Below are 13,144 nucleotides of genomic sequence, written 5' to 3'. Positions count from 1 at the left end.
AATGAGCCAAAGGACAAGTATGATAAGGTGTTAAAATTTATTGAAATGGCAGTTTTATCGCCAAAAAAAGTGCGATATCGGGATGCAATGAGCTCTAAACATAGTAAATAAGCGAATGATTACCACCCATTTGCAAAAGAGGAGCTTTTTAAATCTTCGAAATATTTCACAAAATCATTCCCCGTTCCAATTGGAATCACAGAAATAGTCACATTTTCTTTTTCGGCACACCCATTAATAACTTCATGCAAAGTACCATCTCCGCCACACACATACAAATGCACAGGTTCATTGGATAGAGCATACTTTTTTGCGATAAACGTCGCATGTTCAGGACTTTTTGTTTTTTCAATGATAATACGTTTTCCTTGAAAATGCTCTTTGATTTCTTGTATTAATTCATATTGACTATTTTTCCCTGATTTGGGATTTACAATAAATACATCCTTCATATCATTATTACCTCTTTATGACTCAATCAATCTTTGTACACATTCACTCGCAAGTACCAATCCGGCACTTGCAGGTACAAAAATAGCACTAGGCAATGGTTGTCCTGACTCTACTGGAATCGGTTGTTCTAAAGATGCCACCACCCAGATTTTATTGCGTATACGATTTTTTCTTTTCCACTGACGAATCTGTTTAGCCATTGGATCATAACTTGTTTTTTCTACCTCTGTAACTACTAATTTTGTAGGATCTTTACGCCTAGCCATTCCCATACTTGATAAAAACGGTATATTTTGCTCAATACATGCTTGCATCAAATCTTTTTTACTCTGAATGGAATCAATGCAGTCTACGACAAAATCAATGGGTTGCGAAAATATTTCATCATCTTTCGTTTGATCATAAAAACATGCATATGTATCTACAATACAATTAGGATTTAGTGTACTAATTCGTTTCTTTAATACATCCACTTTAACTTCATTAACTGTATCTAAAGTTGCCACTAATTGTCGATTAATATTACTTGGTTCCACACAGTCTTTGTCTATAAGAATTAAATGACCAATTCCTGTTCTTGCTAAGGCCTCTACGCAAAAAGAACCAACTCCTCCAACTCCAACAACAAGGACTGTCTTATCATTTAGTGTTTCTAATGCTTCTTTTCCCAGCAACAATTCACTTCTCTCATTTGTCTTCATCCATCAACCATTCCTTTACTTCACTATATATTTCATCTCTATTCTGTGCTTCAAACCAATGTACAGGCATCTGATTCTTAAACCATGTATATTGTCTTTTCGCATATTGTCTAGAATGTGTTTTTATAGCAGTCTTTACTTCATCGATACTCTTTTCTTTTAAGAAATAATCTTTAAACTCTTTATATCCAATTCCTTGAAAACTTGTATATTCCCACGTTTCTGGATTTGTAAATAAATCTTCTACTTCTTTGACCAAACCATTCTCGAACATAATATCTACTCTTTTATTGATTCGATCATGTAAAATATCTCTATCTACATCTAAACCTAAAAAATACACATCATATAATGGAATATGTTGTTGTTTGTCTTCTTGTTCTGATTTTGAAGTACCACTACGACAAATTTGTAGAGCACGAATCAATCGCTTGCGATTGTTTGGATGAATTTTTTCTAGAGCTTTTTCATCTTTTTCTTTTAACATTGCGACCAATTCTTCATTCGTTTTCGAATTCAAAAAAGCAGTATAGGCGATATCTTCGTTTTCTTCTTGAAATTCATAGTCATATAATGCTGCTTTTAAATAAAGTCCTGTTCCTCCGCATAAAATAGGAAACTTTCCTCTTTTTACAACATCTTCGATAGCTGTACGACATTTTTCTTGAAAAACCTTTACATTGTAAGGTTCATTATAATTTTGAACATCAATCAATTCATGATGTATGCCTTGCATTTCTTCTTGTGTTACTTTGGCCGTGCCAATATCCATTTTTTTATATACTTGCATACTATCGCAGGAAATAATTTCTCCATTCAATTGTTTGGCTAACCATACAGAAAGGCTTGTTTTTCCAATTCCAGTTGGTCCTACGATTGCTAAAACTTTTTGTCTATCCACGTTCAAATTCCTTTCTCAACTCACCATCACTCATCACAATAACTGTAGGTCTTCCATGAGGACAGTGATATGGTTGTTTACACTTTTGTAAATCTAAAATGACTTGCTCCATTTCCTGCATAGATAATGGTCGATTAAAACGAATTGAACTATGGCATGCCATAGTCGCAATCATATGTTTTCTAAGTTTTGCCATATCTACGTCTTGATTTTCTACAAAATAATCTAATAAATCTTGTAAGAATTGTTTTTGGTCTACATCATGAAACCATAATGGAATTTCACGAAGAATCAATTGATCCGTTCCAAATGGTTCAAATTCAATCCCAAAGAATGCTGTTTTTTCATTAATGGTCATATATTGAGCCAATACATTACTTGAGACGTCCAATTGAATAGGAACCATAAGCGGTTGTTTGTTTGTACATTGAACCAATAATTTTTCGTTTAACTGCTCATAATGATATCTTTCCTGAGCAGCATGCTGATCCACGATAACCAAACCTTCTTCATTACTACATAAGATATAGGAATCATGCAATTGAGCTAATACTTGAAGGTGCAAAAAGAATTCTGGACCTTTATCATTCTTATCTTCCTTAGGAATTGGATATGAAATCGGTTCTTCCTGTATTTTTATTTCAGGAGCTGATTTTTCTTCATATATCTGTATCTGCTCCTTTTTTTCTTTGATAACTACTGGATTATAATTTTTAAAACTCTGTTCAATCGATTTATTCTCTTTTGGCTGTTGCTTAACAGGATATGAATATTGTATTTCTGGCTGTTCAAATGCAACACTCTTCTTTTCAGGTTTACTAACAGCTACTGTTTTTAAAGAAGCATTTAAAGCATCTTGAATTGTTGTTTTGATTAAATCTAGCATTTCGCCTTGTTTTGACAAACGAACCTCCCATTTATTAGGGTGTACGTTTACGTCAACCAATTGTGTATCTGAATCCATTTGTAAAACAACGATTGGAAAACGATTCGGCGGCATATAATCACTATATGCATCTAGAATTGCTTTTTGGATTGCGACACTGCGAATCAATCTTGTATTTAAAGTTAAAAACATAAAATATTTTGTGGCCCGATTGATTTTGGGCTGGATTGCATATCCATGAATATGAAAATCTTCATTGTTTCCTTCAAATTGAATTGCATTCTGAGCTACTTCTTTACCATACATTTGGTATAGAATTTCTTGGATATTTCCATTGCCACTTGTTTGAAATACAACTCTTCCATCGTGAGAAAGTTGAAAACGAATCTGCGGATGGGATAATGCCATCTTATTCATTAAATCGGCAATTACAGAAAATTCATAAGAAATACTCTTTAAATGTTTAAATCTTGCGGGTGTTTTAACAAATAATCCAGAAACATCTAATTTTGTTCCTCGTGGACAATTGCAAGTTTCATCAACATCTAAACTTCCATAGTTGTATCTTAATAAAGTACCTTCTTCACCGTTGCTTGTCTGCAATTCAACTTGGGCAACAGAAGCAATACTTGGTAAAGCTTCCCCTCTAAATCCCATAGTTTGAATATTGAATAATTCTTCTTCTGAATGCATTTTACTTGTGGCATGTCGCATAAATGCTAAATGTGCATCTTCATGATCCATTCCACAGCCATCATCTGTAATCACAATTCGTTCAATACCACCTTGGTATACTTCAACTTCTATGACTGTAGCACCTGCATCAATACTGTTTTCAACGCATTCCTTTACAATTCCAGCCGGTCTTTCTACGACTTCACCAGCCGCAATCATATTTGTCAAATGTTCACTCAATACATGTATCTTAGCCATACTTCACACCTCCATTCATATGAATTTCATATTTATGATTCGATTTTTTCGCTTAGTTTTTTTAACTCATAAAGACAATCCAGAGCATCTCTAGGAGTCATTGAGTCGACATCTAATTCTTGTAGTTGTTGTAAAAGTTGTGACTTTTCTGGTTGAACTTGATCAATCACAAATAAACTTGGTTGATAATTTTGATTGTTATCTTGATTTTCAAAATTCAATAAAAGTTGTGAAGCTCTGTCTAAAACTACTTTTGGTAAATGTGCGAGTTTAGCAACATTGATACCATAAGATTTATCAGCCTTTCCTTCAATTACACGATATCTAAATTCAATCTCATTTTTCTCTTCACGAACATCAACATGTACATTGCGCATAGATTGATGTTCTTCCGCCAATTCCGTTAATTCATGATAATGCGTCGAAAATAATGTTTTTGCTCCGATTGCTTCATCAATATATTCAAGCATTGCTTGAGCAAGAGCCATACCATCATAAGTTGCAGTTCCACGACCAATTTCATCAAATAAAATCAAGGAATGTTTTGTAGCATAACGTAAAGCTGTATTGGCTTCCATCATTTCCACCATGAATGTACTTTTTCCTGTCAATATATCATCCGATGCTCCGATTCTTGTAAAGATTCGATCAAAAATTGGAAGTTGTGCTGTTTTAGCTGGAATAAAACTTCCCATTTGTGCCATAACTACAAGTAAGGCATTTTGTCGCATATATGTAGATTTACCACCCATGTTTGGTCCAGTAATCAATTGTATATGTTCTTCTTCTGACATTTTCCAATCATTTGAAACATATCTCTTCTTTTTCATACGATCATCCAAAATTGGGTGCTTACCCTCTACCACATTAGCATTGTAACCTGGATGGAAAACTGGACATACATATCCTTTTTCACTGGCAAGAATTGCCAAAGATACAAGGACATCAATTGTAGATAATGCTTGTGCACATGCATGCAAATCAAATAAATCTCTTTTGATTCGCAACAATAAATCATTAAACAAACTTTGTTCTAGTTTTACCTTTGTCTCTTGTGCATGTAGAATTTGTTCTTCTTTTTCTTTTAATTCTTGTGTAATGAATCGTGTCGCATTCGCAAGTGTTTGTTTCGGGTGATACCCAAATTCTTCTTTAATATTATCTAAATTTCCATTACGAACTTCAATATAATATCCAAATACACGGTTATATCCTACTTTTAATGATTTAACCCCTGTTCTTTCACGTTCTTTCGCTTCTAATTCCAGAATAAAGTCTTTTCCTTGTTTTGCTATTTTTCGAACTTCATCCAATTCTTGATTGTATCCATCATTAAAGACTCCACCTTCTTTTAGTGTTAATGGTGGATTTTCTATAATCGCATTTTTTATTTCATTGTATAATTCTTGGCAGTCTGGCACATCATTAAATTCTGGGTACGAATTCAACGAAGACGCTAAATCTAAAATAGGCTTTGCGTGTTCTAATGTCGCTACAAGTTGAAGTACATCTCTAGGACTTGCATTCCCATAAGCCATACGACTTGCAAGTCTTTCCATATCATACACATACACTAAATGTTCTTTTAGATTTTCTCTTAACATAAAGTTTTCTTTTAAATCTTTAACCGCTGCTTGTCTTTTCGCAATCTTTTCTGCATCAATCAATGGATATTCAATCCATCGTTTTAACATTCTTGATCCCATTGCACTTTGACACTTATCCATAAAAGACCATAGACTTTCTGCCTTGGCATTCGAAGATTGACTTGAAACCAACTCCAAATGATTCTTTGTTTCATAATCCATAACAAGAACTTTATCTTTGTCCATAGATTCTATTGGTAAAAAATGATCAATACGTTGTTTTTGTGTGTCTTTTAAATACGCCATTAAAAGCGCAAACGCTTCTTTCAAAGATTCGGATTCAATTCCATTTAATAAAGGTAGATCCTCAGGATCAATATTTGCCTTTTTATGTTTTGAAATGAGCATTGTATCCATTTCTTCTAGGGCAGCCATCCATTTTTTATCCATTGTCATCGGACAAACAAGCTCACTTACATTTTGTTCCAAAAGAGCCTTTTGTAGCGCCACCAAAGATCTTTGTAGCGTTTGATACTTTAATTCACCTGTACTTAATTCACAATATATGACTGTAATTTCAAAACTTGAAACATCACAAGATGCCATATAATTTGTTGACTTGGCATCCATTGTTGCATCCATATAAGTTCCAGGTGTAATTATTTTAATAATTCCTCGGTCCACCAGTCCTTTTGCGCTAGACGGATCTTCCAATTGTTCGCAAATAGCTACTTTATACCCTTTTTTGACTAATCTTTGAATATATGAATTTGCGGCATGAAAAGGAATACCACACATAGGTACCTTTTCTTCAACGCCAGCACTTCTTCCTGTTAATACTAAATCTAATTCTTGAGAAACCAATTTTGCATCTTCAAAAAACATTTCATAAAAATCTCCTAAACGATAAAACAAAATCGAATCCGGATTTTCTTCTTTCATTTTCAAGTAATGCTGCATCATTGGTGTATATTTTTTTTCTGCCATAAATCATCATCCTAACACTACTATTATAACAAAAATTCGAAATAATTATGTTATAATTAAAAATACTGAATAAGGAGGTTTTATTAATGAAACAAACAATTCAATGGAAAAACAAATCCATCCAAATTGATATTGGTTTGATTCTAATTCTTATCCTTTTTGGTATGACAAGTTGTTTTGCACTATACAATTCTTTTAACCTGATAAAATTTGGAAGCGGAAGTTCCTACTTATATCGTCAATTATTTTGGTTTATTGTAGGATTTGTCGCAATGTTTTTCCTTTCAATTCTTCAAAACAAAAAAATATATTCATATATGGATATGGCCTATAAAATTTTAATGCTATGTCTTATTTATTTATTTTTCTCACGCTTATTATTTAATTTAGTGGGTATCACACTTCCTTTTGCCAGTGAAGTTAATGGTGCTATTTCATGGTTTCAACTGCCTTTGATTGGTAGTTTTCAGCCAAGTGAATTTATTAAAATTGTTTTAATTGTTTTAGTCTCACAAATTATTGTTGATCATCAAAATGCACATCCAAATCCAACACATAAAGATGACTTGATGTTGTTGTGGGAAATCGCAAAAATATTATTCCCCCCATTATTTTTGATTATGATGCAGCCAGATACTGGTGTTTGTATTATTATCGTATTCAATATTTTCATTTTAGTCTGTTGTAGTGGTATACGCAAAGAGTATATTATTGGTATTTTCGCCTTTATAGTTATTGTCGTTGGAACCTTCTTATTCTTATATTTCGAATACCCTAATATTCTTGCTTCATTTATATCTTCATACAAACTACAGAGAATTGATGCATGGTTAGAACCAGAAAGTAACATTCGAGGTAGTTCGAACCAGTTATATACTGCGTTATTGTCATTAGGTAGTGCCGGATTAACTGGATATGGGTTACAAGCAAATATCGTCTCTATTCCAGAAGCACATACCGATTTTATCTTTGCTGCTTTTGGACAATGCTTCGGCTTTATTGGAACCACATTTATCTTATTATTATGTTTATTATTAGATATTTATTTATGTAAAATAGCTTACGCAACAAAAAATAAAAAAGATCGATTTGTTGTAATCGGTATTATCGCAATGCTGCTATATCAACAACTACAAAATACAGGGATGATTGTTGGATTACTTCCAATCACTGGTATCACATTACCGTTGATTTCTTATGGAGGAAGTAGTATTCTTTCTTACTTCATTTCATTCGCAATTATTTTAAACATTTCACCGGCAACAAAAAGAACGATTCGTTTGAATCGTTCAAAAAGACGTAAGTTAATTAATATAAATTCTTAAGTCGAGTCAAATATGAATAAGTACGGTATCTAGCGAATCGTACTTTTTTTGTGCTCGAATGAATAATTATTTCAGAAATCGATTCTAAATCTCTTTCTAAGTGATCATAACATACATGTGCATAGGCCAGTGTATCTCCTCTAACTCCTATTTTTCGCGTATCATTCATAATATATGGATTTTTTAAAGAATGATGGTTCTTATGTGAGATAGGCATGATTTCACAAAGTTGTAAAACCTTTAAACCTGGATCCACAACAGCTCCTTTAAGTGCTCTATTCACAGCAGTAGAACCAGATTGTGTGCTCACACAAATGCCTGAGCCTTGACTACTTTCAAAAAATTCATCATCTATCGAAATATCAAGTACCAATGTTTTAGCTAAACTCTCAATACGAACTTCATTTAATGCGTATAATGTTTCATTAACTTGAGGAAGGTCCATTTGAAGTAAATTAAACTCTTCAATTTTTGGCTGGTTATGTTTTAAATCATAAACCAAATGATCCACTTCATCTTGTGTATAATCGGTAAAAAAGCCTAAATTCCCTGTATGTATCGCAACGAATTGAATTTCATCCAATCTATCTATATAAGTGTGAATTGCTCTTAATAGAGTACCATCTCCTCCAACAGAAAAAATAACTTCAGATTTTTCATCATCATATTCCCATCCAATATCTATACATTTTTTCTTTAGAGTTTCTGCAACTCTTTTTGAGTTATCGTCTCCTCTGTCTACTATACTGAAACGCATCAAATCACTTCCTCTTTTGTTAAATCTATTGTAACATATTTATGGGTGATATGAATGTACGATAATATTGAAAGAGAATTGAAATTATTGATTAATGAAAATATTTATAATAAATTACTCCATTCATATGATTTTCATAATCCAATAACACAGACAAATACATACTTTGACACAGAGAATCAGGATGTAAAAAAACAACATGGCGCAGTCCGGATTCGAACAATTCAAAATAAAAAAATATTCACATTAAAAATCAGAAAAGATGAATACACACACTATGAATTCGAAAAAGAAATATCTGCAGAAAATATTAATGAGATTGAAGATCCAGAAATATTAAATTGGTTCAACCAATATCAAATTCCCAAAAATTTACATCCGACAGCTAGTTTTACTACATTAAGAAATGTATATGCATTTGAAAACGGAGAATTATGTTTAGATAAAACATATTATAAAAATCATACAGATTATGAAATTGAGTATGAATACACATCCGATCATGATGGAATCCATTTTTTTAATTCTATATTAGAAAAATATGGTTTAAAATGGGCAAAAAATTGCCCTAGCAAAATTGCTAGAGCATTAAACGATTAAAATTTATGTGTTAAACGATAGAAGAAGGATTTAGAATTATATTCTTCTTCTTTTTTCTTATAATTTTCAATTTCTTCTTTATTTTTATTATAAAGTTCTTCTACTTCTTTTAATTTCTGATTTTCAGATTCTAATTCAGAAATTTTCTCATCTTTCGTTTGTGTTTCTAATAGGAAAGTTTGTTTACTCTTTTCGATTTCTAATTTAAGCTTTTCTTGATATAATTGTTCAATCTGGACTTGTGCCTTCTCTTTTTCTTCTATAATGGCTTTAAGCTTTTCATTTTCAAATCTAAGTTCCATTTCAACTGTAGATAATTCATGTTTTTCTTTCCTAAAATAAGTAGATAATCTTTCAACACCTTCAGCCTTAATTGTAATACGACGAGTGGCTGGATTTTTGTATTTCCAATCTTTATCTGGATTATCTTTTACCAATTTTGCAATTGCTTTATCTACTGTATTTCTTGATTTATTGAAATGTTGGCATATCTGCGCAATATCCATATCATAATATACATCAATTGCTGATGCTTCTTCAGGCATATTCACGTCCCCTTCCTATGAAATTCATAATAATAATCTAACGAGTCACGATAAGTCTATCATAGTTTTGTCAAGAATGCTATACCTATATATGAATTTCCTATATTATTTATTACTTTTTAAAATACCATTTATTTTTTCATATATTTCTCACATGAACCTTCATATATACTTATTTATTAAAATCACATACGATTTCATATTTTATATTTTCACATCTGTATCACATGAATTTAATTATTCCATTCATATTTAAATTTTATAATTCATATGATTTAAAATATTTAATAAATCGTTTCATATGATTAATATACACAACGTTTTATATTCATATGAACGTCTTCATACACATTTTTTAATTCATATTTAAATTCATATCCTTTATTTTTTGTTTTTATTATTTTCACATGAATGAGATTTTATAAAATATCGGTATGAAATATCATATATATTTCATATGAATGCTCAGAAGTCCGTTTTTTGCAGTTCTTTCTCTCCATGTGATAATTAGGTGAATAATCTTTATTTAAAGCATTTTTATACTATGCTATATGATTTCACTATATAGTGTACTATTTTATTCATATGAATGATGAATTCTATATGATTTTTGCACTAATATTCATATATTTATAAAAAATCGTATGAAATATCATAAATACTTCATACGATTAAGCATATTTACGAACTTTTACGTCCTTCAAACGCTTTTAACAACGTCATAGCGTCTGTATAGTCTAAATGACTACCTACAGGGATACCATGGGCAAGTCTGCTTACCCTACACTTCCCTTCTAATAATTTAGATATATATAAAGCAGTTGTTTCTCCTTCTACTGTAGGATCTAGAGCCAATATAACTTCTTCTGTTCTTTCATTCACTCTATTTAAAAGAGTCATTATATTCAATTGATCAGGTAATACTCCTTTTTGAGTGTTGATCAATCCATCTAGTACATGATATACACCATTATATTGCTGCATAGACTCTATTACTGATATATCTTTCGGATTTTGTACCACGCATATGATATTCTGATTCCTATTAGAGTTCTTACAAAATTCACAAAGCTCATCTTCTGTTAAATTACCACATCGCGTACACTTCTTTACCTTCTTTTTTAAATTTACTAGCGTTTCTGCCAATTCAGATATTTCTTCATCAGACCACCCTAATACAGTAAATGCATATCTCTCTGCCGTTTTAGCACCTACTCCTGGTAATTTCTGAAATTCATATATTAAATCATCAAATGTTTTTGGGTACATGCTTCACCTTCTAATCTTCTTTTATTTCTATATTAGGAAACAAACTTTTCATATGATCTTCAATACTCATATTATTTTCAGATTCTGCGTCTTTTCTTTTTAAATGAACTTGAAATGGTTCTGGAAGATTACCACTAATCATTCTTTCTTTAAACTCATCCAGTACGCGAGATTGTTGTGTCTTATCCAATGCGAATACTTTCTTTGCTTTTCCTAATAACACTTCCATGAAATCTTCATATCCATAATTCAGTTCAAATTCATTTATTTGTTTCGCAAAGATTTCACTAGATACACATACGACAATATAATTAGATCCACTAGCCATAATAGTACTATTTCTCAATGTAGCCGCATATTTTCCAAATTCTAAACTTGATATGAATTGTCCTATATTATTGAACTTATTCGTATCAATACTTCTTTCCATCTTTGTAGCTCCAACTAACAATTGAATGACAAATTCATCGTTTAATATGATTTTATTATTTTTATTTTCTGACTGTTTTAATGTTTCACGTGAAACATCAGAAATTTCAGATTTCTCTAAAACCCCATTATTATCATCTTTTTGAGTGTTTTTCTCAATTATATCTGAGTCATCAGAAGTATCGTCATATGATGTTTCATAGTTTTCTTCTTCCTCTACCTCTTTAAAATCATTATGATCTGAATCAATAATATGTGTTTTCGATTCATATGAATAACTTGAAATCTTTAATAAAGAGGCTTCTAAGTAATCTAGTGCGTTAGATGCATATGTATATTTATTATATGTATCCATCAATTCTTCCATACACTTAATTCTGAAATTAATAGGTGCTAATTTGAAATATTTCCGAATCATATCTTTGTTCATATCTGAAACTAGAGTTGAATTTTCAGAATAATCTAAAATCAGACTATCCTTCAACATATGAATAAAGTCTGCTGTCAATCGTTTAATATCCATTCCCATATCTGAATATTTCTGAATATCTTTGACAAAACTATCTACATCTTTTTTATATACTGAATAAAATAATTTTCCAATATCTTCAGATGTTACGACACCATAAATTTTACGAATATCATTCACATCAATATGAGATGAACAGTATGCAACACATTGATCCAATATGGATAACGCATCTCGCATTCCTCCATCAGCCAATTGAGCAATTAACGTTAATCCATTCTCATCAATTTCAATTCCTTCGTTTTTACAAACAACAGATAATCTATATTTAATGTCATGCATACTCACTTTATTAAAGTCAAATCTTTGACAACGAGAAATAATAGTTGGTAAAACTTTATTAGGTTCTGTAGTCGCAAAAATAAAAATTACATGAGCAGGAGGTTCCTCGATTGTTTTTAACAATGCATTGAATGCTCCAGATGTCATCATATGAACTTCATCAATAATATAAATTTTATATTTTCCCTGCATTGGAGCATACTTCACTTTATCAATCAGATTTCTTACTTCATCTACACCATTGTTGCTGGCGGCATCAATTTCAATAATATCTGGATGACTTCCATTCGCAGCCATTTTACAGTTCTCACAAACTCCACAAGGAGCATCTTGATTATTCGTACAATTTAGTGTCTTCGCAAATATTTTTGCGATTGAAGTTTTTCCTGTTCCTCTAGGACCACAGAATAAATAAGCATGAGCAATACGATTTTGAACAATCGCATTTTTCAATGTCTGAATTATATGTGTTTGTCCAACAACTTCATCAAAATTCGTTGGTCTATATTTTCTATATAACGCTTGATATGCCATTCGTAAAATCCTTTCTATATGTTTATCTGTATCTTATTTTATCATAGTTTTATCTATTTTATAGTGCAATCTAAGAACACTCATGACTAAAGTCACGAGTGTTCTTAGATTGGCAAATGTTAGATAAATAATTTAATTATAAATGATAAATATAGTGCTTTAAATATATACAGATGTTATAATATTAATGAGAAAAAAACGTATGGAAGTTGTTAAAGGAAGAGCTATGTCTATTCAATACAGTATCATATCGTATGGTGTGTGAAGTATCGCCGTTATGTCTTGAATGGACAGGTCGCAACAAATTTAAAAGAGCTGCTGACTCAGATTTCAAAGGATAATGGTTTTCAAATCTTGGAAATGAATATGAATGAGGATCATATCCATATGCTGATCAATTGTACGCCGCAGCATTACATTCCAAATA

The 13,144-nt window shown here is 31.5% G+C and carries 11 protein-coding genes and 1 pseudogene; 3 read left to right on the top strand and 9 right to left on the bottom strand.

Annotation, left to right across the window (positions count from 1 at the left end; all coding sequences use genetic code 11):
• Positions 1-119: 119 nt before the first annotated feature.
• The 5 genes from KTQ83_RS09500 to mutS are packed head-to-tail and all read right to left on the bottom strand — an operon-like array spanning position 120 to position 6,447.
• Complete coding sequence (locus KTQ83_RS09500) at positions 120-452, bottom strand: acylglycerol kinase family protein (protein WP_217285039.1); 333 nt, start codon at positions 450-452, stop codon at positions 120-122.
• Positions 453-467: 15 nt separating this feature from the next.
• On the bottom strand, positions 468-1,154 hold the full coding sequence (locus KTQ83_RS09495; RefSeq protein ID WP_117925520.1) for a tRNA threonylcarbamoyladenosine dehydratase: 687 nt from the start codon (positions 1,152-1,154) through the stop codon (positions 468-470).
• Positions 1,141-2,055, bottom strand: a complete 915-nt coding sequence (gene miaA, locus KTQ83_RS09490) for a tRNA (adenosine(37)-N6)-dimethylallyltransferase MiaA (RefSeq protein ID WP_117925518.1) — start codon at positions 2,053-2,055, stop codon at positions 1,141-1,143. The genes KTQ83_RS09495 and miaA overlap by 14 nt, the downstream gene beginning before the upstream one ends.
• Positions 2,048-3,874 (bottom strand): DNA mismatch repair endonuclease MutL, encoded by a 1,827-nt coding sequence (gene mutL, locus KTQ83_RS09485; RefSeq protein WP_117925516.1) that lies wholly within the window; start codon positions 3,872-3,874, stop codon positions 2,048-2,050. Before mutL ends, miaA begins: the two co-directional genes overlap by 8 nt.
• A 32-nt stretch (positions 3,875-3,906) precedes the next feature.
• Entirely contained in the window at positions 3,907-6,447 is a 2,541-nt protein-coding gene (gene mutS / locus KTQ83_RS09480) for a DNA mismatch repair protein MutS (protein ID WP_217285038.1), read from the bottom strand.
• Positions 6,448-6,533: 86 nt separating this feature from the next.
• On the opposite strand from mutS, the gene KTQ83_RS09475 reads away from it, so the two are divergent.
• The gene (locus KTQ83_RS09475; RefSeq protein ID WP_117925512.1) at positions 6,534-7,772 is read left to right on the top strand and encodes an FtsW/RodA/SpoVE family cell cycle protein; all 1,239 of its coding nucleotides are present in this window, start codon (positions 6,534-6,536) and stop codon (positions 7,770-7,772) included.
• On the opposite strand, the gene KTQ83_RS09470 is transcribed toward KTQ83_RS09475, so the two are convergent.
• Positions 7,756-8,529: an NAD kinase gene (locus KTQ83_RS09470; RefSeq protein WP_117925510.1), complete on the bottom strand. Its 774-nt coding sequence runs from the start codon at positions 8,527-8,529 to the stop codon at positions 7,756-7,758. The genes KTQ83_RS09475 and KTQ83_RS09470 overlap by 17 nt on opposite strands.
• Before the next feature lie 54 nt (positions 8,530-8,583).
• Here KTQ83_RS09470 and KTQ83_RS09465 point away from each other — a divergent pair, with 54 nt between their 5' ends.
• A complete protein-coding gene (locus KTQ83_RS09465) occupies positions 8,584-9,129 on the top strand; it encodes a CYTH domain-containing protein (protein WP_217256445.1) in 546 nt (181 codons plus the stop codon).
• On the opposite strand, the gene KTQ83_RS09460 is transcribed toward KTQ83_RS09465, so the two are convergent.
• The 3 genes from KTQ83_RS09460 to dnaX all read right to left on the bottom strand — a co-directional run bounded on the left by KTQ83_RS09460 (position 9,126) and on the right by dnaX (position 12,717).
• Positions 9,126-9,674: a hypothetical protein gene (locus tag KTQ83_RS09460; RefSeq protein ID WP_186998578.1), complete on the bottom strand. Its 549-nt coding sequence runs from the start codon at positions 9,672-9,674 to the stop codon at positions 9,126-9,128. The genes KTQ83_RS09465 and KTQ83_RS09460 overlap by 4 nt on opposite strands.
• A gap of 681 nt (positions 9,675-10,355) precedes the next feature.
• Entirely contained in the window at positions 10,356-10,943 is a 588-nt protein-coding gene (gene recR / locus KTQ83_RS09455) for a recombination mediator RecR (protein ID WP_117925506.1), read from the bottom strand.
• A 10-nt stretch (positions 10,944-10,953) separates the two neighbouring features.
• Positions 10,954-12,717: a DNA polymerase III subunit gamma/tau gene (dnaX, locus tag KTQ83_RS09450; protein WP_186998579.1), complete on the bottom strand. Its 1,764-nt coding sequence runs from the start codon at positions 12,715-12,717 to the stop codon at positions 10,954-10,956.
• Between the two features lie 219 nt (positions 12,718-12,936).
• On the opposite strand from dnaX, the pseudogene tnpA reads away from it, so the two are divergent.
• Positions 12,937-13,144 (top strand): annotated as a pseudogene (gene tnpA, locus KTQ83_RS09445) (IS200/IS605 family transposase); the annotation flags it as partial.

This window comes from Holdemanella porci (assembly GCF_019052655.1).
Lineage (GTDB): Bacteria > Bacillota_I > Bacilli_A > Erysipelotrichales > Erysipelotrichaceae > Holdemanella > Holdemanella hominis.
Note: the sequence above shows the minus strand (reverse complement) of the source record. Positions and strands in the feature narration are given on the sequence as shown.

Bases quoted from the DNA above. Each gene is read 5' to 3' on its own strand.
- mutS (WP_217285038.1), bottom strand. From the start codon at position 6,447: ATGGCAGAAAAAAAATATACACCAATGATGCAGCATTACTTGAAAATG.
- KTQ83_RS09470 (WP_117925510.1), bottom strand. From the start codon at position 8,529: ATGCGTTTCAGTATAGTAGACAGAGGAGACGATAACTCAAAAAGAGTT.
- KTQ83_RS09475 (WP_117925512.1), top strand. From the start codon at position 6,534: ATGAAACAAACAATTCAATGGAAAAACAAATCCATCCAAATTGATATT.
- KTQ83_RS09460 (WP_186998578.1), bottom strand. From the start codon at position 9,674: ATGCCTGAAGAAGCATCAGCAATTGATGTATATTATGATATGGATATT.
- mutL (WP_117925516.1), bottom strand. From the start codon at position 3,874: ATGGCTAAGATACATGTATTGAGTGAACATTTGACAAATATGATTGCG.
- KTQ83_RS09495 (WP_117925520.1), bottom strand. From the start codon at position 1,154: ATGAAGACAAATGAGAGAAGTGAATTGTTGCTGGGAAAAGAAGCATTA.
- recR (WP_117925506.1), bottom strand. From the start codon at position 10,943: ATGTACCCAAAAACATTTGATGATTTAATATATGAATTTCAGAAATTA.
- dnaX (WP_186998579.1), bottom strand. From the start codon at position 12,717: ATGGCATATCAAGCGTTATATAGAAAATATAGACCAACGAATTTTGAT.
- KTQ83_RS09500 (WP_217285039.1), bottom strand. From the start codon at position 452: ATGAAGGATGTATTTATTGTAAATCCCAAATCAGGGAAAAATAGTCAA.
- KTQ83_RS09465 (WP_217256445.1), top strand. From the start codon at position 8,584: ATGTACGATAATATTGAAAGAGAATTGAAATTATTGATTAATGAAAAT.